Source organism: Devosia nitrariae (assembly GCF_030160115.1).
GTDB classification, from domain to species: domain Bacteria; phylum Pseudomonadota; class Alphaproteobacteria; order Rhizobiales; family Devosiaceae; genus Devosia; species Devosia nitrariae.
Window position 1 is genome coordinate 411,026 of record NZ_BSNS01000007.1, and the last position, 17,314, is coordinate 428,339.

The 17,314-nt window shown below is 64.9% G+C and carries 24 protein-coding genes; 15 read left to right on the forward strand and 9 right to left on the reverse strand.

Annotation, left to right across the window (positions count from 1 at the left end):
* Nucleotides 1-71 precede the first annotated feature (71 nt).
* The 5 genes from QQK18_RS07215 (at nt 72) to QQK18_RS07235 (ending at nt 2,118) form a co-directional block, all read left to right on the forward strand.
* Entirely contained in the window at nt 72-269 is a 198-nt protein-coding gene (locus QQK18_RS07215) for a twin transmembrane helix small protein (protein WP_284339622.1), read from the forward strand.
* Between the two features lie 2 nt (nt 270-271).
* Complete coding sequence (locus QQK18_RS07220) at nt 272-862, forward strand: cob(I)yrinic acid a,c-diamide adenosyltransferase (protein WP_284339623.1); 591 nt, start codon at nt 272-274, stop codon at nt 860-862.
* A 115-nt stretch (nt 863-977) separates the two neighbouring features.
* A complete protein-coding gene (locus tag QQK18_RS07225) occupies nt 978-1,661 on the forward strand; it encodes a rhomboid family intramembrane serine protease (protein ID WP_284339624.1) in 684 nt (227 codons plus the stop codon).
* Nucleotides 1,662-1,736: 75 nt separating this feature from the next.
* Nucleotides 1,737-1,919 carry a hypothetical protein gene (locus QQK18_RS07230; RefSeq protein WP_284339625.1) on the forward strand — a complete coding sequence of 61 codons (183 nt, stop codon included), beginning with the start codon at nt 1,737-1,739 and terminating at the stop codon, nt 1,917-1,919.
* Between the two features lie 4 nt (nt 1,920-1,923).
* Nucleotides 1,924-2,118, forward strand: a complete 195-nt coding sequence (locus tag QQK18_RS07235) for a hypothetical protein (protein ID WP_284339626.1) — start codon at nt 1,924-1,926, stop codon at nt 2,116-2,118.
* Between the two features lie 133 nt (nt 2,119-2,251).
* Here QQK18_RS07235 and QQK18_RS07240 read toward each other — a convergent pair whose 3' ends face one another.
* Nucleotides 2,252-2,911, reverse strand: coding sequence for a redoxin family protein (locus QQK18_RS07240; RefSeq protein WP_284339627.1), 660 nt, complete (start codon nt 2,909-2,911; stop codon nt 2,252-2,254).
* Between the two features lie 24 nt (nt 2,912-2,935).
* On the opposite strand from QQK18_RS07240, the gene argH reads away from it, so the two are divergent.
* The 5 genes from argH to QQK18_RS07265 all read left to right on the forward strand — a co-directional run bounded on the left by argH (nt 2,936) and on the right by QQK18_RS07265 (nt 8,241).
* Nucleotides 2,936-4,384, forward strand: a complete 1,449-nt coding sequence (argH, locus tag QQK18_RS07245; RefSeq protein WP_284339628.1) for an argininosuccinate lyase — start codon at nt 2,936-2,938, stop codon at nt 4,382-4,384.
* A 15-nt stretch (nt 4,385-4,399) separates the two neighbouring features.
* A complete protein-coding gene (locus QQK18_RS07250; RefSeq protein ID WP_284339629.1) occupies nt 4,400-5,113 on the forward strand; it encodes a gamma-glutamylcyclotransferase in 714 nt (237 codons plus the stop codon).
* A gap of 139 nt (nt 5,114-5,252) precedes the next feature.
* Nucleotides 5,253-6,515, forward strand: a complete 1,263-nt coding sequence (gene lysA, locus QQK18_RS07255; RefSeq protein ID WP_284339630.1) for a diaminopimelate decarboxylase — start codon at nt 5,253-5,255, stop codon at nt 6,513-6,515.
* 27 nt (nt 6,516-6,542) lie between these two features.
* Nucleotides 6,543-7,058: a GFA family protein gene (locus tag QQK18_RS07260; RefSeq protein WP_284339631.1), complete on the forward strand. Its 516-nt coding sequence runs from the start codon at nt 6,543-6,545 to the stop codon at nt 7,056-7,058.
* Nucleotides 7,059-7,146: 88 nt separating this feature from the next.
* On the forward strand, nt 7,147-8,241 hold the full coding sequence (locus QQK18_RS07265) for a winged helix DNA-binding domain-containing protein (RefSeq protein WP_284339633.1): 1,095 nt from the start codon (nt 7,147-7,149) through the stop codon (nt 8,239-8,241).
* 16 nt (nt 8,242-8,257) lie between these two features.
* Here the strand turns inward: QQK18_RS07265 and QQK18_RS07270 are convergent, their stop codons facing one another.
* Genes QQK18_RS07270 through QQK18_RS07285 form a run of 5 tightly spaced genes read right to left on the reverse strand, consistent with a single transcriptional unit; the run spans nt 8,258 to nt 10,078 of the window.
* On the reverse strand, nt 8,258-8,521 hold the full coding sequence (locus tag QQK18_RS07270; protein WP_284339634.1) for a CopG family antitoxin: 264 nt from the start codon (nt 8,519-8,521) through the stop codon (nt 8,258-8,260).
* Nucleotides 8,508-8,663 (reverse strand): BrnT family toxin, encoded by a 156-nt coding sequence (locus QQK18_RS27390; protein WP_348523214.1) that lies wholly within the window; start codon nt 8,661-8,663, stop codon nt 8,508-8,510. Before QQK18_RS27390 ends, QQK18_RS07270 begins: the two co-directional genes overlap by 14 nt.
* The gene (locus QQK18_RS27395; RefSeq protein WP_348523215.1) at nt 8,660-8,785 is read right to left on the reverse strand and encodes a hypothetical protein; all 126 of its coding nucleotides are present in this window, start codon (nt 8,783-8,785) and stop codon (nt 8,660-8,662) included. The genes QQK18_RS27390 and QQK18_RS27395 overlap by 4 nt, the downstream gene beginning before the upstream one ends.
* Before the next feature lie 37 nt (nt 8,786-8,822).
* Nucleotides 8,823-9,233 carry a response regulator gene (locus QQK18_RS07280; RefSeq protein ID WP_284339635.1) on the reverse strand — a complete coding sequence of 137 codons (411 nt, stop codon included), beginning with the start codon at nt 9,231-9,233 and terminating at the stop codon, nt 8,823-8,825.
* Complete coding sequence (locus QQK18_RS07285) at nt 9,233-10,078, reverse strand: zinc-ribbon domain-containing protein (protein WP_284339636.1); 846 nt, start codon at nt 10,076-10,078, stop codon at nt 9,233-9,235. The genes QQK18_RS07280 and QQK18_RS07285 overlap by 1 nt, the downstream gene beginning before the upstream one ends.
* A 301-nt stretch (nt 10,079-10,379) precedes the next feature.
* Here QQK18_RS07285 and QQK18_RS07290 point away from each other — a divergent pair, with 301 nt between their 5' ends.
* From QQK18_RS07290 to QQK18_RS07305, 4 genes are all read left to right on the forward strand, one after another.
* Nucleotides 10,380-11,042, forward strand: coding sequence for a cell division ATP-binding protein FtsE (locus tag QQK18_RS07290; protein ID WP_284339637.1), 663 nt, complete (start codon nt 10,380-10,382; stop codon nt 11,040-11,042).
* Between the two features lie 20 nt (nt 11,043-11,062).
* Nucleotides 11,063-12,001 carry a cell division protein FtsX gene (locus QQK18_RS07295; protein ID WP_284339638.1) on the forward strand — a complete coding sequence of 313 codons (939 nt, stop codon included), beginning with the start codon at nt 11,063-11,065 and terminating at the stop codon, nt 11,999-12,001.
* 173 nt (nt 12,002-12,174) lie between these two features.
* Nucleotides 12,175-12,981 (forward strand): lysophospholipid acyltransferase family protein, encoded by an 807-nt coding sequence (locus QQK18_RS07300; RefSeq protein ID WP_284339639.1) that lies wholly within the window; start codon nt 12,175-12,177, stop codon nt 12,979-12,981.
* Between the two features lie 127 nt (nt 12,982-13,108).
* Complete coding sequence (locus QQK18_RS07305) at nt 13,109-13,453, forward strand: hypothetical protein (RefSeq protein ID WP_284339640.1); 345 nt, start codon at nt 13,109-13,111, stop codon at nt 13,451-13,453.
* A 6-nt stretch (nt 13,454-13,459) separates the two neighbouring features.
* Here the strand turns inward: QQK18_RS07305 and QQK18_RS07310 are convergent, their stop codons facing one another.
* Nucleotides 13,460-14,038, reverse strand: coding sequence for a gamma-glutamylcyclotransferase (locus QQK18_RS07310; RefSeq protein WP_284339641.1), 579 nt, complete (start codon nt 14,036-14,038; stop codon nt 13,460-13,462).
* Between the two features lie 221 nt (nt 14,039-14,259).
* On the opposite strand from QQK18_RS07310, the gene QQK18_RS07315 reads away from it, so the two are divergent.
* Entirely contained in the window at nt 14,260-15,228 is a 969-nt protein-coding gene (locus tag QQK18_RS07315) for a DUF2125 domain-containing protein (RefSeq protein WP_284339642.1), read from the forward strand.
* A gap of 6 nt (nt 15,229-15,234) precedes the next feature.
* Here QQK18_RS07315 and QQK18_RS07320 read toward each other — a convergent pair whose 3' ends face one another.
* On the reverse strand, nt 15,235-16,209 hold the full coding sequence (locus tag QQK18_RS07320) for a prephenate/arogenate dehydrogenase family protein (RefSeq protein WP_284339643.1): 975 nt from the start codon (nt 16,207-16,209) through the stop codon (nt 15,235-15,237).
* Nucleotides 16,206-17,303: a histidinol-phosphate transaminase gene (gene hisC, locus QQK18_RS07325; RefSeq protein ID WP_284339644.1), complete on the reverse strand. Its 1,098-nt coding sequence runs from the start codon at nt 17,301-17,303 to the stop codon at nt 16,206-16,208. Before hisC ends, QQK18_RS07320 begins: the two co-directional genes overlap by 4 nt.
* Nucleotides 17,304-17,314: the final 11 nt, after the last annotated feature.

The window sequence follows — 17,314 nt, forward strand, 5'->3', positions numbered from 1 at the left end:
GGGCGGAAACGAGCCTGCGGTCAGCACCTATGAGGGCGTGTGGACCGCAAGCGCAGGGAGGCAGGTCATCCATGGAATACGCCATCAACTTCGCCATCGCCATCGCCCTGATCTTCGTGGTCGGCGTCCTGGGCCTCGGCCTCTGGAACATGATCAAGGGTGGGCCGGGCAACACCAGCCAAAAGCTGATGCGCCTGCGCGTCATCGGCCAGGCGGTGGCCATCGTGCTGCTTTTGGGCGCCCTCTTCCTCTTCGGACGGCCGGGATAGCGATGGTCAAGCTCAACAAGATCTACACCAGAACCGGCGACGATGGCACGACCGGCCTCGTGCGCGGGCCCCGGCGCGAGAAGTTTGACCTGCGGGTCGAGGCCTATGGCACGGTCGACGAGGCCAATGCCTTCATCGGGCAGGCGCGGCTGTCTACGGGCGGCATGCCGAGGATCGACAGGATCCTGGCGCGCATCCAGAACGATCTCTTCGACCTCGGATCCGATCTCGCCACTCCGGGCGAGGACCCTCCGGACGGCGCCAAGTCCCTGCGCGTGACGCAGGCACAGACCAAATGGCTCGAGCGCGAGATCGACCACGCCAACGAAAAGCTCGCGCCGCTGAAGAGCTTCGTCCTGCCCGGCGGCAGCGCACTGGCCATCGCCTGCCACATCGCGCGAACGGTCGTGCGCCGCGCCGAACGCATCACCGTGGAACTGACGAGCGTCGAGCCGGACGTCAACACAGAGGTGATCGTCTATCTCAACCGGCTCTCGGACCTGTTGTTCGTGCTCGCCCGCCTTGCCAACGCCAATGGCGAGAAGGACGTGCTCTGGGTGCCGGGCAGTTTCACCCAGTCCAATGGCGACTGAAGCGGGCTGTGAAAAAGTGGGAATCAGGTTTTCGCGGGAAGTCCCGCGGCAACAAAGAACCAAAGTGCACGATTTGACTCTGTCAAATCGCATTGCGCTCTAGGGCGGAACCGTAATGTTCCTGCCGCTGCACGACAGAAACCCTATCCGCCACGTCAAATTCCCCTATGTCACCTACGCCCTCATGGCGGTGACGACACTCGTCTTTCTCGTCCAGTGGCTGCTGCCCCCTCAAGCCTTCGACGAGGCAACCATCTATTTCGGCATGATCCCCATCGTCGTGCGCGACGTCTACCCGCAGCCCCTGCCCTGGCTGCCGGATTGGGCAACGCTCATAACCTACGCGTTCCTCCACGCCGACTGGATGCATCTCCTGACCAACATGCTGTTCCTGTGGATCTTCGGCGATAATATCGAAGACGCCATGGGGCATCTGCGGTTCCTCTTCTTCTACCTCGCCTGTGCAGTCATCGCCGCCCTCGCCCACCTCACCTTCAACCTCGATGCCAACGGGCCGCTGATCGGCGCCTCGGGAGCGGTGGCCGGGGTGATGGGCGCCTATGTGCTTCTCTATCCGCACGCACGCGTGTTCGTGCTCGCCCGCATAATCATCCCCATCCCGCTGCCGGTGCCGGCGTTCTGGATGCTGGGCTTCTGGATATTGACCCAGCTCTTCTATCTCTTTGCCGCGCCCGATGCGCCGGTCGCCTGGTGGGCGCATCTGGGTGGCTTTGCCGGCGGCGTGGCGCTGGCGCTGGCCTTGAAGCGCCGGGAAGTCGTTCTGCTCGGCGGGCGCTAGAGCGAGCACCCGGCAACTCTTCGTTTACACTGAGGGTCTAGGCTCCACGGCGTATTGCAACCGCCTCGGTGCGCCATGAACACGGATCTTGCAGCCCAGCTCGTTGCCGCGCAAACCGCCTCCACACACCACGCGGCCCAGATCGCCATGGTCAAGAAGGCCCACGAGATGGAGATGAACGTCGTCACCATGCTCGAAGCCGCGGTCAAAGCACCGGCACCCGCCGGCCAGGGACTGGCGGTCGACAAGCAGGCGTGACGCCATGAGCGCCAGCACAAACCTCGACCTCGGTGTCCACCGTATCGCCAGCCAGGAAGCCGTTTCAGTAGAGACGCGCCTCGCGCTGATCGCTCTGCGCCGTGGCCAGGTGCAAAATTCAATCATGGATCGGCTGGCGCACGCCGCCAATACCGACCCCCCAGCCAGCACCGCCATTGCCGTCGACAAGACGGCTTGACCGGCCGGGGCTCGCGGCTGAAGAACCTGCTAGAGCGTTTTCAGCAAAAGTGGATACCACTTTTGCGGTTCGAAAACGCGCCAATTCAATAAGTTAGAGCTCCCGTTCCGATTCAGTCGGAACGGGAAGTGCTCTAGAGTCCGATCAGCGCCTCGACCACCGCCTCGCCGTCGGGCGTCGCCCATTCGGCTGGACCCGGCAGCACGGCGAGTTCGCAGCCCATCTCATCGAGCAGGAGCGTCACCGGCAGGCCGATGGCGACGGCGTCGGTCTTGAGGCGCTCGAAGGCGGCAAAGGTGTTGTCCGCATAGAGCGGCAGGTTTTGGTAGGCGCCTTCGGCCAGGAACTCCTGGGCCTTGGTCAGACCGCCCTCGCCCATGTCGAGATTGATCGGCAGGACCATGAAGGTGTCCGAGTTGTACTTGCCGGCAATGGCATCGAGCGCCGGCATCTCCTCGCGGCAGGGCACGCACCAGCTCGCCCAGAAATTGACGAGCAGGCGCTTGCCCGAGAACGCTGAGATCGAGGTGTCGGTGCCGTCGGCCTTCTTGAAGGTCAGGCTCCTGTAGCCGCGCCCCTCGCCGGTACCGAGAAGGGCAGCAAGTTCGCCGACCGCCGCCGCGTCAAGCTTGCCGGCGGCCTCCGTCTGCACCGGGCATTCGCGCGCCGAGGGCGCGGCATTGCTTAGGAATACCCAGACCGATATACCAACCGCGACAATGGCGAGCCCCAAGGTCAGGATCAGCCGCGGCAGCGGCGATTTTTCCTGGGTGCGCGCGTTGCTTTCGGTCACTCTTTCAACTCCGGGACGCCTTTTATGAGCAATCGCATGTGGGGCGGCAGGTTCTCCTCCGGCCCCGACGCCGTCATGGAAGAGATCAATGCCTCGATCGGCTTCGACAAGCGCCTCTACCGCCAGGACATTGCCGGCTCGATCGCGCATGCCAGAATGCTCGCCGAGACCGGGATCCTCACCCAAAACGACCGCGATGCTATCGTTGCCGGTCTAGCCGAGGTAGAGGCTGAAATCGAGGCAGGAACGTTCACGTTCTCGCGCGCGCTCGAGGACATCCACATGAATGTGGAGGCGCGGCTGAAGGAAAAGATCGGCGAAGCCGCTGGCCGGCTCCACACGGCCCGCTCGCGCAACGACCAGGTGGCGACCGACTTCCGCCTCTATGTGCGCGACTGCATCGACATGCTGGTGGCCCAGATCAGGACGCTGCAGGCAAAGCTCATCGAGCGAGCCGAGGACGAGGCCGAGACCATCATGCCCGGCTTCACCCACCTGCAGAGCGCCCAACCGGTGACTTTCGGCCATCACCTGCTCGCCTATGTCGAAATGCTCGGGCGCGACGTCGGCAGACTGGAGGACGCAAGAAAGCGCCTCAACGAGAGCCCGCTGGGTTCGGCTGCCCTTGCTGGCACTCCCTATCCCATCGATCGCGACATGACGGCCAGGGCCCTGGGGTTCGACCGGCCGACCGCCAATTCGCTTGATGCCGTCTCGGACCGCGACTTCGTGCTTGAAACGCTCACGGCCGCCAGCATCTGCGCCATGCACCTGTCGCGCTTTGCCGAGGAACTGGTGGTCTGGTCCTCGGCCCAGTTCGCTTTCGTGCGGCTCTCGGACAAGTTCACCACCGGCTCCTCGATCATGCCGCAAAAGCGTAATCCCGACGCCGCCGAACTGATCCGAGCCAAGGTCGGCCGCATCATGGGTGCACTGACCAGCCTTCTCGTCGTCATGAAGGGCCTGCCGCTCGCCTATTCCAAGGACATGCAGGAGGATAAGGAAGTCGCCTTCGACGCCCTCGATGCGCTCTCGCTGTCGCTTGCTGCCATGACCGGCATGGTTGGCGATCTGACGGTCAACCGCGAGGCGATGCGGGCTGCCGCCAGCGCCGGCTTCTCGACGGCGACGGACGTTGCCGACTGGCTGGTACGCCAGGCTGGCATCCCGTTTCGCGACGCGCACCACATTACCGGGCAGATCGTGGCGCTGGCCGAGCAGAAGGGTTGCGGGCTCGAAGGACTGACCATCGAGGACTTCAAGTTCATCGACCAGCGCATCGACAGCCGCATCCATAAAGTGGTGACGGTCGAAGCTTCCGTTGCCGCGCGCTCGAGCTATGGCGGCACCGCGCCCGCCAATGTCCTGGCGCAGGCGGCACGCTGGAAGGAAATCCTCACCGGCAAGAAGGTCGAGCCGCGCGCCTTGACGGGCAGGAGCGGCCACGGGCATGGTGACGGCGGGGTTGAGTGACGCGACAGGGGAACCATGCCCAAGCGCCGTCCGCTGCGATTGACCCAAAGGCACGTCGCCTTCGTCCAGCCGCAGATCATCGACGAGGAGATGCCCGACCCGCAGCCGGGCTATGAGCGCGCAACGCTCGATGATCACCTGGCGACCTGGGCCCGGCTCGCCGCCCAGGAACCAGACCTGGCCGACGTCTGGATCTTCGCCTACGGTTCGCTGATCTGGAAACCGGCTTGCGAAGTCACAGACATCGAGGTGGGGCTGCTGCGCGGCTGGCACCGCGCCTTCTGCCTCGGCTGGAATACCCGCTGGCGCGGCAGCGAGGAGAACCCCGGCCTGATGCTGGCCCTCGACCGGGGCGGCGCCTGCAAGGGTGTGCTCTACCGCCTGCCGTCGGAGACACTCGAGGAGAATATCGTCAAACTCTTCGAGCGCGAGATGGCCTGGAAGCCCTCGGCCTTCCCGCCGCGCTGGGTGAACGTGGCCGCCAGCCATGGCAACGTGCGGGCCATGACCTTCTGCGTCAATCGCAATTCAGGCCGGTACGTGACCGGCCTCACGCCCCATGAAGTCGCCGCCGTGCTCGCCAAAGCCGCTGGCTCGCGCGGCTCGATGGCTGAATATCTCTACGCCACCGTCAGCCACCTCGAGGAACTGGGCCTGCACGACACCCATCTCTGGGAGCTGCAGGAGTTGGTGGCCGAGCACATTGAAGCCGTTTATGGCAGCGATTGAACTGATTGGCTTTCGTTTTCGCCGGGGGTGATTTAGGACCGTCGGCAGATCGGTGCTGGAGCACCCCGCATCCGCCTGAAGACGAGACGGCCGAGGGGTCCGAATCGCCAGCGCAAACCGATCTCGACAGGAGACACCCTTGGTCCACCACTTTACCCGCCGCGACGGCGTCCTCTACGCCGAGGGTATCGACCTCAACCAGTTGGCCGAGGCGGTCGGCACGCCCTTCTACGTCTATTCGGCGGCAACGCTGCGCCGGCACGTGCGGGTGGTCAAGGACGCGTTCGAAGGGATCCCGACGCTCCTCGCCTACGCCATGAAGGCCAATTCCAACCAGGCGGTCTTGAGGCTCATGGCCAATGAGGGCGCGGGCGCCGACGTCGTCTCGCTCGGGGAGCTCGAGCGGGCGCTCGCCGCCGGTATCGCGCCCGAGATGATCGTCTTTTCCGGCGTCGCCAAGACAGCAGCCGAAATGCGCCGGGGCCTCGAGGCGGGCATTGCCTGCTTCAATGTCGAGAGCGAGCCCGAGATCGAGCGCCTGTCGGCAACCGCCACCAACATGGGGCTGACCGCGCGTGTCTCGGTCCGCATCAATCCGGACGTCGATGCGCGCACCCACGCCAAGATCTCGACCGGCAAGGCGCAGAACAAGTTCGGCATCCCCTACCAGCGCGCCCGCGAAGTCTATCGGCGCATCGCCGAGCTGCCCAATGTGGAGGCGGTTGGCGTCGACATGCATATCGGCAGCCAGATCACCGACCTCGAGCCCTTCGGCAACGCCTTCCAATTGATGGCCGAGCTTGTAAAGGACCTCAGGGCCGACGGGCACCATATCGAGCATGTCGATGTCGGCGGCGGGCTCGGCATTCCCTACGACCACGACCAGGAGGCGCCACCCCACCCGCAGGCCTATGCCGCCATGGTGCGCGATAAGGTCGGACAGCTGGATTGCAAGCTCGTCATCGAGCCGGGGCGCCTCATCGTCGGCAATGCCGGTGTGCTGGTGACGCGGGTTGAATACGTCAAGCGCGGCGCGAGCAATTTCGTCATCGTCGATGCGGCCATGAACGATCTCATCCGCCCGACCCTCTATGAGGCGCATCACGACATCGAGCCGGTCAACCCCTCCAACCTGCCGCCGCTCACCGCCGACATCGTCGGCCCGGTCTGCGAGACCGGCGACTATCTGGCCAGGGGCCGCACCATCGCCGGGGTGGAGGAAGGCGACCTGCTGGCGGTGATGAGCGCGGGCGCCTATGGCGCGGTGATGGCCTCGACCTATAATTCGCGCCTGTTAGTGCCCGAGGTGCTGGTCGACGGCGGCCGCTACCACGTCATCCGGCCGAGAAAGAGCATCGAGGAGCTGATTGCTCTCGACAGCGTGCCAGAGTGGCTGGGCTAGGGGTTCGCACGCACGAAAGGATGCAGCATGAGCGCGGAATCGGTGCAGACGCAAACGCACTGCGCGTGTGGCAAGGTCCGCATCGACTATCGCGGTGACCCGATCGCCAGTGTCATCTGCTATTGCGACGACTGTCAGGCGGGCGGCAGGCTGATCGAGGCGCTGCCACGTGCCCAACCCTGCCGCACCGAGGATGGCGGCACACCTCTGGTGCTCTTCCGGCGGGACCGGGTCGACTATGTTGCCGGCAGGGACCTGCTGCGCCCGATCAAGCTCAAGCCCGGTTCGCCAACCAAACGGAACGTTGCAAGCTGTTGCAACACCGCCATGCTCGTCGACTTCGATGGTGGTCCCTTCTGGGTCTCGGCTTTCGACTGCAGTTTTGCCGGCGGCGCACCGCCGCCCGAAATGAACGTCCAGACCCAATATCGCTCGGCGCCCGCTCCGGTCACCACAAGCATCCCGAGCTACCGTCGCTATCCCGTCTCAATGATTGCGCGCCTGCTGGGGCCGTGGATACCGATGCTGCTGGGCCGTCCCTAGAACCGGATAGTTCCAGCGCAGGGTCTGCTGCCACACTCTGTCAGCACCCCTGGTAGAGGATTATGTTCGTCACATTGGGAGACCGATCATGTCCGCGCCCGTCCTCACCCGGCGCCAGTTGAACCGCGCCACCCTCGCCCGGCAGATGCTGCTCGAGCGTGCCGATCGGCCGATCGCCGAGACCATCGCGTTCCTTCTCGGGCCGCAGGCGCAGATCAGCGAGGGGCCGTACCAGGCGCTGTGGAGCCGGCTCCGTGGCTTCCGCCATCAGGAGCTGACGCGGCTCATCGAAGACAAGACACTGCTGCGCGCCACCTCCATGCGTGGCACGCTGCATCTCCATACCGTTCCCGACATGGTCGGCATCAGGAAGCTCGTGCAGCCGGTGCTCGACCGCATGTGGCAAAGCAACTTCGCCAAGAGGTTCGGTGATGGTAATCGGCCGGCGGTGATCCGGGCGGGACGGCGCCTGCTCGACAAGGGACCGATGACTGCCAACGCATTACGCAAGGGGCTGGTGAAGCGCTTCCCCGAACCCGATCCGCTGTCGATGACAGTGCTGCTGCAGGTCAGCGATATCCTCGTGCAAATCCCGCCGACCCGCATCTGGGGCTCCGGTCACGCCCCGATCCTCACCCGCATCGGCAACTGGATCGAACCGCCCAAGCCCGCCATCACCCGGCGGGAGCTCGTGCTGCGTTATCTCGCCGCTTTCGGCCCCGCGAGCGTTGCCGACATGCAGACCTGGTGCGGACTGACCAAGCTCGACGCCGACTTTGCTGCGGTCCGCAACCAACTGATCACGTTCGCCGATGAAACCGGCCGCACCCTCTACGACCTGCCCGATGCGCCACGCCCGCCTGCCGATACGGCTGCGCCGGTTCGGTTTCTCCCAGTCTACGACAACGTCATTCTCGGCTACGCCGACCGCTCGCGCATCATCGATGCCGCCGATGTCGGCCGGCTCTTGCAGGGCGAGACCAATCGCGGCTCGGTGCTGATCGACGGCATGGTCGGGGCGAGTTGGGGATTTTCCAGGACGAAGGCGGGCGCCACACTCGACATCCGCGTCGGCTCTCCCCTCGTCGGGCGCGACAAGGCTGCGTTGGAAGCAGAGGCCGAGGCGTTCGTCGGCTTCATGACTGACGGAAAGGGCGGTGAGATAAAGTACGCGCCGCAATAAACAGCGAGGCCGAAGGCTACTGCCGCGATACGTCCTCTTCCATCAGCATGCGCACATAGCGGGTGACGGGCATGCCCTTGGATTGGGCCTTGCGCCTGACCGCCTCGAGCAGCTTCGGTGGAATGCGCATGTTGAGGACCGCGGACTTCTTGGCGAATTCAAACCGCATCGGCTTGAAGACGCTGAGGTCGTACTCGGAAAGGTCGGCCTCTTCCACGAACCGCTCCGCTTCCTCGTCGCTCGTCAGGGGAGGCATCTGCTTCAGTTCAGCCTTTTTCATAACGCTCGATCTCCTTGCGGTGCATATAGCGGGCGCTGATGGGACGGATATGCTTGGCGCCTTCGATCTCGCGGATCGTAAAGGCGATGAAGACATAGCGCCCATAGAGCCGACCGCCCAATGGCACGGAAACGCGTCTCATCCGGTGCCGGATCGCGAACGACCGAGCAACACGCTCTCGATCTCCTCGCGCAACACCCCATGCTTGCCGCATTTGGGCCAGTTGCCGTCGTCCCAGTCGAAACCGGCAATCTCGCCGATCATACCGGCTCGCTATACATTTGTACATACAAATGTAATGTCAACCGTCGAGCGCCCGGCGCCCGAGCGAGACGACCTCGACCGGCGTACCGGCAAGTGCGTCTTCGACCTTCGCCATCAGGTCCGTCAGTGTAAAGGGCTTGGTGATGACGTCGTAGATCAGCGCGTCAAGCCCATGGGCGCGCTCGCGCTGGTCGGCAAATCCGGTCATCAACAGGATGGTCAGTTTCGGGAAACGCGCGCCGACGTCGAGAGCAAGGGCGATTCCGTCCATGATCGGCATCTTGATGTCCGAGAGCAGCAAGTCGAAGCGCCCCTCTTCCTCGCCGAGGATCTCAGCGGCAAGGCCGCCATCCTCGGCAAGCACCACGTCGTGACCCTTGATCCTCAAGGCGCTGTCGATGAAGGCGCGCACCGAGTCGTCGTCTTCAGCCACCAGAATTCTTGCCATCAGCGTGCTCCTGCATTGGCGGGATTGGAGACGGCCGCCGCCGCTGCGCCCGCAAAACTCAGCCTTATGCCAACCGCTTCGGCCGGAGGCGCGGGAAGTTGGGTCTCGATCCGCACGTCCTCGCCGGCGATCAACGTTCGCACCGACGGGGTGACGCTCCACTGGTAGACCGTGGACCCTTCGGCATCGGTCAACGCCACCAGCACCGGCGGGACCACCACGGGCCGCGCTTCGAGCCCGGCGACCCTGGCTCCGACATTGAGCACTTCGCGGCCGTCACGCACGACCCGCTGCGCCTCGACGCCGGCAAAATTCAGCCCGAGGACGTTGACCTTCATGCCGAGCGCGGCATAGAGCCCGGCAAGCTCGGGGAACTGCCGCACCACCGGTGTGCGCCCGAAATAGAGCCCGCCGACAAGTGCGGTCAAAATCAGGAGCACCGACCAGCGGGCAATGCGCCGCATGCGGGCCATCGGCAGGTCGCGGTTGAGGAGCTTGCGCCGCTTGCTGAAGGCGCGCTGCCGGCGCCGGGCCGTGGTCGGATCGTCCGGGGCATGCGGGGAAGGGTGAGGCGCAACCGCAGCCTCCGACTTTGCCCTCTCGACGGCGAGCCGGGATTCGATTCGCACCGAGACGGCGCGCTCCTCAGCCATCAGAGCCTCGTCGAGCCCATCCTCGGAAAGACTGTCAAAGAGCGCATCGTCCGCGCTTTCCGGCTCGGGGGGGTGCCGCTGCTCCTGCCAATCCTGGTGGCAGGTGGCGCATTGCACCTTGCGGCCGGCCGCGCCGATGGCCTCGGAGGCCACCTGGTAGCGCGTGCTGCAGTGCGGACAGGTGATGATCATGGCGGCGCCGGCCGGTTGCGGAAGGCGTCACCCTAGACGGCGCGAGGTTAAAACTCCTCAAACCGGATATCCGCTAAAGCGGGAGGCGAAAAAGCCTGTCCCGGCCTTGATCCGGGATGGGAACCAGTTTTTCATGAAACATCCCCCAGCACGCGATTTGATTTTTATCCAATCGCATCGCGCCGCATCACATTTGCGTCGCAATCCACACCCAAAGCCCCGGATGGCCGCGTCAGGTTCGCTGGTGCTGATATGATGCGGCCGAGTTGATTCGCCTTCGCCAACCTGGAGCCCAAGCGCCTTGATCGAATTTTCCGACGTCGGCTTGCGCTACGGCAACGGACCGGAAATCCTGCGCGACCTGACATTCGCCATCGAGCCGGGAACCTTCCATTTCCTGACCGGCCCGTCGGGTTCGGGCAAGACGTCGCTTCTGCGGCTGCTGCTCCTCTCCTTGAAGCCGACACGCGGCAAGGTCACCATGTTCGGCGAGGATGTGTCCGACCTCTCGCAGGACGCGCTCCTGCAGATGCGCCGCCATATCGGCATCGTCTTCCAGGAGTTCCGGCTGCTCGACCACCTGACGACCTACGAGAACGTGGCGCTGCCGCTGCGCGTGCTCGGCCAGGCCGAGAGCGAATACCGCTCCAACGTGACCGAGCTCCTCGATTGGGTAGGGCTGGGCGAACGCATGGACGCCCTGCCCTCACTGCTCTCGGGCGGCGAGAAGCAGCGTGCCGCCATCGCCCGGGCGGTGATCGGCCGGCCCAAGGTGCTGCTTGCCGACGAGCCGACCGGCAATGTCGATCCGGAATTGTCCTCGCGGCTGGTGCACCTTTTCGCCGAGCTCAACCGTACGCTGGGCATGACCATCATCCTCGCCACCCACGAAATCCCGCTGCTCGAGCGATTTTCCTTTCCACGCATGGTGCTCACCAAGGGCGAGCTCGAGATCCACGAGTGAACGATCATGAGTGAGAACCGATGAGCAGCCTTCTCGACCGCCTGCCGTTCCGCCTGCCGCTCGCCAAGCGGGGCGCGCCGATCGTGCCGGATAAATCCGTGGCCGGGCGCACGCTCCTGCTACTCATCGCCATCATGACGTTTCTCTCGGCGGTGACCCTCGGCGGCGTGTTGCTGGTGCAGAAGTCCGCCATCGCCTGGTCCGCCGAGGTCGGGCGCGAGGTGACCATCCAGATCCGCCCGATCGCCGGCGAGGTGATGGAGAGCAATCTACGCACCGCCGTATCGCTCGCCCAATCGACGCCCGGCGTCGCTTCGGCCCGCGCCCTGACGCTCGAGGAGAGCCAGCAACTGCTCGAGCCGTGGCTCGGGGCTGGGCTCGACCTTACCGCCATCGAAATCCCTCGGCTCGTCGTTGTCGAGCTCGCCGACCCGGTGGACGCCGACATCGAGGGGCTGCGACGCAACCTTGGCGCGATCAACGGGGCGAGCCTCGATACCCACGCCGCGTGGCGCCAGCAGCTCAACACCATGGCCGGTACCATCGTCGTCTCGGGGCTCCTGGCGCTGGCGCTGATCGCGGTGGCGACGGTGCTCGCCATCATCTTTGCCACGCGCGGCACCATGGCCTCCAACCGCGAGATCGTCGACGTCCTGCATTTCATCGGCGCCTCCAACGGTTTCATCGCCGGCGAGTTTCAAGGGCGGTTTCTCGCCATTGGCCTGCGCGGCGGCATTATCGGGGGTCTCGCCGCCGTCGTTTTCTTCCTCCTTGTCGGCATGGCGGCCGGCAGCGTCATCCCCGAGGCGGCGGGCGCTCAGGTGGGCTTTCTCTTCGGCCGCTTCGTGTTGGGCTGGGATGGAATTGTCGGCGTCCTCGCCGTCGTCCTCGTCATCGCGGCCCTGACCGCGGTGACTTCGCGTATGACCGTACGCCGGTTCCTCTCGCAGACCTCCTGAGAGCATCCGGCAAACGCTGGATTTCTGAGTTAGGCTGCTCACGCAGATAGTCTGCGCGCGGTCGCAACCTCACCAAGCCCGCCACAGTTCACCCTATTTGCGCGGTCTCCTCGCCATCGTCGCCGCGCGCCGCTATGAGGAGAGGCCGGTGTGAGGCCGGCCGGAGAATACATGTGAAGACCGCTATCCAGGCCGTACGCTCGGCCCTGTTCTATCTGCTGTTCCTCGGCCAGACGGTGGTGCTGGCCATCGTCATAGGCACCATCGGCATCCTCGCGCGCCGGCGCACCTCCGTCGGCTGGGCCCTCGCCAGCTATTGGTGCCGCTCCAACACCTGGCTGATGAAGATGGTCGCCGGGGTCGGCACCAGGGTGACGGGCGAGGAGAACATCCCCGAAGGCGGTTGCATCATCGCCAGCAAGCACCAGAGCGACTGGGACGTCTTCGCGGTGTTCCCGCATACCGGGCGTCCGGCCTATATCGTCAAGAAGGAGCTGATGCGCATCCCTTTCTTCGGATGGGCCGCCCGCTCGCTCGATTGCATCGAGGTCGACCGCAGGAAGGGCGCCGAGGCGATCCCCGAGATGATGCGCCAGGCCAGGGGCGCCATCGAGCGCGGTTGCCGCATCGTCATCTTCCCCGAAGGCACGCGCAGGGCGCCTCTCGCCCCGCCGGACTACCGCTTCGGGGTGGCGCGCCTTTATGACGAGCTCAAGGTCCCCGTGGTGCCGGTCGCCCTCAATTCGGGCCTGTTTTGGGGCCGCAACAGCCTCGTCCTCTGGCCGGGCGAAGCCGAGGCCAGGTTTCTGCCCGCCATCGAGCCGGGCCTGAAGCCGGATGTCTTCCTCGCCCGCTTGAAGGAAGCGATCGAGAGCGGGAGCAACGCGCTGATCCGATCGGCCGATGAACGCGGCCTCGACCGCCCGATGCCGCCGGATTTGCGCGTGCGCCTTGACGCCTTGCGCCAGGATGGTGATTAGCCACAATATATTGACAAAAACTGTATCCATCTCCATAGATGTAGCGTGCCGCTGACGAGGCACTTGACATGCCTTGCATTTTGTTCTAATTTTGTTCTTCTTTTCCGCGGCACGAGAGGGAACGCCGATGGCTCCAGTCGCCGACATGACAGGTCCGATCCCACCCTACCGGCGGCGGACCAATTGGCACGGACGCTCCGGCCGGGCTTATGCCCTCGCAATCGAGAGCCTCGACCGCTTCGCCCTCGTCGACGAAGCACTCTACCTCATCGCCAAGGGCAATCTGGTGCTCTGGGTCGGCTCCTCGGAGGATCTGGTCGCCGATCCCATGAGCCGCACCCGCTTCCGCCTCGCGCTCGATTGCGCCGACCGCATCTACCGGGTCGATGAGACCGAGGACGAGGCGACGCGCCTGGCCACCATCTGGGACCTCGAAGGCGCCGAACCGGCGGCGGAGTTATCCGCCGCCTAAGTTTGATCAGGCCGGCGCCAGCTCCACGTCTTCCGCCTTCGCTGCTTCGAGCAGCGACGCGAGCGCCATCACCTGACGATCGCGGATGCCGAGTTCCGCAAGGTGCAGCGCTGTGTTGCGCACATAGTCGACATTGTGGCCCGAGGCGCCGACAGCGCCGGCCACCATCTGTGCCTGCTCGGCAAGCGGCAGGCGCCCGGCAAACTGGGCATGCTGCTGGTCGACCAGAAAGGCGAGTGCCTCGACCTGCCGGCCGTCGTCAAGCCGCACCTGCCTGCGCGCCTCCCGATAGACGCCGGTGACCTGCTCGCGATCCCTCAGATAATCGCGCACCTGCGGCCACTCCTCATCGGCGACGGCGAAGGCCATACCGCGGCATGAGCCCCCGGAAACGAGGCCGAAGACAAGCCCTGGCCGCTCCGACGTGCCGCGATGGCGATGCGAATAGATGCAGAGGCTCCTGTGGGCACCGAACAGCACCGCCGGCCGGGCAGCCAGATGCGCAAATCCCGGATTCCAGATCAGCGACCCGTAGCCGAAGACCCAATGGGCGGTTGATTCGATCTCGATTGCGTCCATTGCCATAACCTGACCCCAATTCTAGAGCGCTTTCGGCAAAGTGGACACCATTTGCTTCAAAAGCGCGCCGGACAAACATTGTGCGCCCGCCCGCCGACCGCAATCCACGGGTTCGTCTGGCGGCCATGCAGCGGTGCAGACCCTGCCCGAAAAGCGCTCCTGCCGCGACCCGGAAAGCACCCAATATCGATCTCGCCCGACAGCACCTGTCAGGATAAAAGGCCTCCATGAACCGATTCGCCTATCTCGCCCTCGGCCTCCTTCTCCTCGTCGCGCTCTGGGCGGGCGGCTGGTTCTACTTTGCCGGCGAAGTGCGCCGAAACGTCGAGGCCCTTGCGAGCGCCGACGGCGAAATCACGGCGCGGCTGACCTGCGAGCGGCTCGACGTCGGCGGCTTTCCTTTCCGCTTCGATATCGACTGCGCCGGCGCTGAGATCATCTCGGGCGATCTGCGGCTCACCATGCCTGAGATCGGGGCCAGCGCGCTGGTCTATCGCCCGACCCACCTGATCGCTGCCGCGCAAGGGCCGGCTACGCTGACCGACGCGTTCACCGGCGCTCGCAATGAGATCGCCTGGAGCGGGCTCGATGCGAGCCTGCGGCTCACCGACTGGCGCATCGAGCGCGTCTCGCTGGTCGCAGACGATATTTCCTGGACCGACACGCTGTTCGGCGAAGCGCTGATCGCCTCGAGCGAGCACGGGGAAATCCACCTCATCGATATGCCCGAAGCCCTCGATGCCGAAGCCGGCCGCGCCGCGCTCGCCGGCTATGCCCGCTTCCAGGCGGTCACCGCGCCGGGCTTTGCAATCAACGGGGGGGAGGCCGAACTCGAAATCGAGCTGACCGGGCTGCCGGCCGACATCAGGGTCCTCGGCGAGCCCGACGGGCTTCGGCTCTGGCAGCAGGCGGACGGCCAGTTGCGCATCGTCTCGCTCAACGCCACGGACGACACCGATTACCTGCGCGCTGATGGCGAGCTGATGCTCAATGACGCCGGTCAGGTGGAAGGGCAGTTGCGCATCGCCTCGCTCGGGGTGGTCGAGCGCATCGAGGGGCTCTTTCCCGAGCCCTATCGCCGCCTGCTGCTCGGCAACCCTGCGCAGGACGGCAGCTACACCAACACCGTCAACTTCCGCGGCGGCGTCATCACCTCAGGGCTGATGCCCGCCGGCATGATCCCACCGCTGTTCTGATCTGGCCTAAGCGTCCTCGCCGCCGCCATGCTCCTTGACGAATCTGGGCAGCTCCGGGGCGGGCGGGGCTTCGTGCGGGCGGCCGAAGTCGGGAGCGGCGGTTTCCTGGCCGGCGTCGATGATCGAGCGGCGGATGGCGCGGGTGCGGGTGAAGAGCTCTTCCAGTGCCGGCCCGTCACCGACGCGCACCGCCCGCTGCAGCATGGAGAGATCCTCGAGGAACCGCCCGAGCATCTCGAGCACCGCATCGCGGTTGGTGAGGAACACGTCGCGCCACATGACCGGATCGGACGCCGCGATACGGGTGAAATCGCGGAAGCCGCCCGCCGAGAACTTGATGACTTCCGATTTGGTGACCGATTCCAGTTCGTCGGCCGTGCCGACGATATTGTAGGCAATCAGATGCGGAACATGGCTGGTGATGGCCACAACGAGATCGTGGTGCGCGGCATCCATCAGCTCGACATCGGACCCCATTGCCTCCCAGAACGCGACCACGCGCTCAACCGCCGCCCGGTCCACCTGTGGCTCCGGTGTCAGGATGGACCAGCGCCCTGAAAAGAGTTCGGCAAACCCGGCCGAAGGCCCCGAATGTTCCGTGCCGGCCATCGGATGCCCGGGAATGAAGTGGACGCCCTCGGGTACGAAAGGCCCGACCACCTGATGCACATGCCGCTTAACCGAGCCCACATCGGACAGGATTGTGCCGGGCTTCAGCGCCGGAGCAATCGCCTTCATCACGGATTCATAGGCGCCGACCGGCGTGCACAGGATCACCAGATCGGCCCCGGCCACCGCCTCAGCGGGATCGAGGGAATAGACGTCTCCAAGGTTGAGCGCGCGCGCCTCCTCGAGCGTCTCTGCCTTGCGCGTTGTGATCGAGATGACGTCGGCAAGGCCCTGCCGGCGCGCGGCAAGCGCGATGGACGAACCGATGAGGCCGATGCCGATGAGGGCGAGCTTGCGGAATTTGACCGTCATTGAAAGTCCTTCAACACCTCGGCGACGGCGCGCATGGCGCTCTCCGTACCGATGGAAATGCGCAACCCCTGCGGGATGCCGTAGGAATTGCCGATCTCACGCACGATGAGTCCGCGCTCCCACAGCGCCTGAAAGGCTTTGGTCGCATGCTCGGCATCGGGAAACAGCACCATGACGAAATTGGCTTGGCTCGGCACCACCCGCATGTGATTGGTATCGAGTTCGGCGGCGATCCAGTCACGCCATTGCGCATTGTGCGCCTTGAGCCGCTCGGTGAACGCGACATCGCGGGCCGCGGCGGCCCCCGCCAGTTGCGCGGGCAGGTTGACGTTGAACGGTCCGCGAATGCGGTTGACCGCGTCGACGACATGCGCGGGACCGACCATCCAGCCGATGCGGGCCGCTGCCAGCCCCATCTTGGAGAAGGTGCGCACCATGACGACGTTATCGGACTTGCCGACCAAATCGAGACCCACCGAATAGTCGGCGGCAGTCACGTATTCGGCATAGGCGCTATCAATGACGAGGAGGATGTCCTTGCGCAGCCCCGCATGCAATCGCCGCACCTGTGCGCTGGTGAGGTAGGTGCCGGTCGGGTTGTTGGGATTGGCCAGCCAGACGATACGGGTCCGCTCGGTCACAGCCGCCAGCAGCGCATCGACGTCGGCGGTATAGTCCGTCTCGTCCACCATGACGATGGTGGCGCCCGCCGCCTTGGTCACGATGGGATAGAGCGAGAAGCCATACCGGTTCATCACCGCCTCGTCGCCCTCACCGAGGTAGCACTGGGCGAGGAGGAGCAGCAGATCGCCCGAACCGTTGCCGCAGACGACCGAATTGGGATCGATGCCATGCACCTCGGCCAGGGCCATCCGCAACACCCTCGACGAGCCTTCGGGATAGATTTCGAGATGGTCCGCCGCCGCGCGGAAGGCATCGATGGCCTTCGGGCTGGCACCGAGCGGGCTCTCATTGGCTGAAAGCTTGATCGAATTGGCGCCAGGCGCTCCGGACTTGCCGGGTACGTAGGCCGCGATCGCGCGGACACCCGGCTGCGGCGTCGGACGGTCTGGTAGAGCGGAAGGGGCTGTCATTGGAACGCCTT

What these genes read in the sequence shown, in the direction of transcription:
- QQK18_RS07285 (WP_284339636.1), bottom strand. Translation starts at nt 10,078, where the DNA reads ATGATCATCACCTGTCCGCACTGCAGCACGCGCTACCAGGTGGCCTCC.
- QQK18_RS07270 (WP_284339634.1), bottom strand. Translation starts at nt 8,521, where the DNA reads ATGAAAAAGGCTGAACTGAAGCAGATGCCTCCCCTGACGAGCGACGAG.
- QQK18_RS27390 (WP_348523214.1), bottom strand. Translation starts at nt 8,663, where the DNA reads ATGAGACGCGTTTCCGTGCCATTGGGCGGTCGGCTCTATGGGCGCTAT.
- QQK18_RS07320 (WP_284339643.1), bottom strand. Translation starts at nt 16,209, where the DNA reads ATGACGGTCAAATTCCGCAAGCTCGCCCTCATCGGCATCGGCCTCATC.
- argH (WP_284339628.1), top strand. Translation starts at nt 2,936, where the DNA reads ATGAGCAATCGCATGTGGGGCGGCAGGTTCTCCTCCGGCCCCGACGCC.
- hisC (WP_284339644.1), bottom strand. Translation starts at nt 17,303, where the DNA reads ATGACAGCCCCTTCCGCTCTACCAGACCGTCCGACGCCGCAGCCGGGT.
- QQK18_RS07250 (WP_284339629.1), top strand. Translation starts at nt 4,400, where the DNA reads ATGCCCAAGCGCCGTCCGCTGCGATTGACCCAAAGGCACGTCGCCTTC.
- QQK18_RS27395 (WP_348523215.1), bottom strand. Translation starts at nt 8,785, where the DNA reads ATGATCGGCGAGATTGCCGGTTTCGACTGGGACGACGGCAACTGGCCC.
- QQK18_RS07230 (WP_284339625.1), top strand. Translation starts at nt 1,737, where the DNA reads ATGAACACGGATCTTGCAGCCCAGCTCGTTGCCGCGCAAACCGCCTCC.
- QQK18_RS07310 (WP_284339641.1), bottom strand. Translation starts at nt 14,038, where the DNA reads ATGGCAATGGACGCAATCGAGATCGAATCAACCGCCCATTGGGTCTTC.
- QQK18_RS07305 (WP_284339640.1), top strand. Translation starts at nt 13,109, where the DNA reads ATGGCTCCAGTCGCCGACATGACAGGTCCGATCCCACCCTACCGGCGG.
- QQK18_RS07315 (WP_284339642.1), top strand. Translation starts at nt 14,260, where the DNA reads ATGAACCGATTCGCCTATCTCGCCCTCGGCCTCCTTCTCCTCGTCGCG.
- QQK18_RS07220 (WP_284339623.1), top strand. Translation starts at nt 272, where the DNA reads ATGGTCAAGCTCAACAAGATCTACACCAGAACCGGCGACGATGGCACG.
- QQK18_RS07260 (WP_284339631.1), top strand. Translation starts at nt 6,543, where the DNA reads ATGAGCGCGGAATCGGTGCAGACGCAAACGCACTGCGCGTGTGGCAAG.
- QQK18_RS07280 (WP_284339635.1), bottom strand. Translation starts at nt 9,233, where the DNA reads ATGGCAAGAATTCTGGTGGCTGAAGACGACGACTCGGTGCGCGCCTTC.
- QQK18_RS07265 (WP_284339633.1), top strand. Translation starts at nt 7,147, where the DNA reads ATGTCCGCGCCCGTCCTCACCCGGCGCCAGTTGAACCGCGCCACCCTC.
- QQK18_RS07295 (WP_284339638.1), top strand. Translation starts at nt 11,063, where the DNA reads ATGAGCAGCCTTCTCGACCGCCTGCCGTTCCGCCTGCCGCTCGCCAAG.
- QQK18_RS07235 (WP_284339626.1), top strand. Translation starts at nt 1,924, where the DNA reads ATGAGCGCCAGCACAAACCTCGACCTCGGTGTCCACCGTATCGCCAGC.
- QQK18_RS07225 (WP_284339624.1), top strand. Translation starts at nt 978, where the DNA reads ATGTTCCTGCCGCTGCACGACAGAAACCCTATCCGCCACGTCAAATTC.
- QQK18_RS07215 (WP_284339622.1), top strand. Translation starts at nt 72, where the DNA reads ATGGAATACGCCATCAACTTCGCCATCGCCATCGCCCTGATCTTCGTG.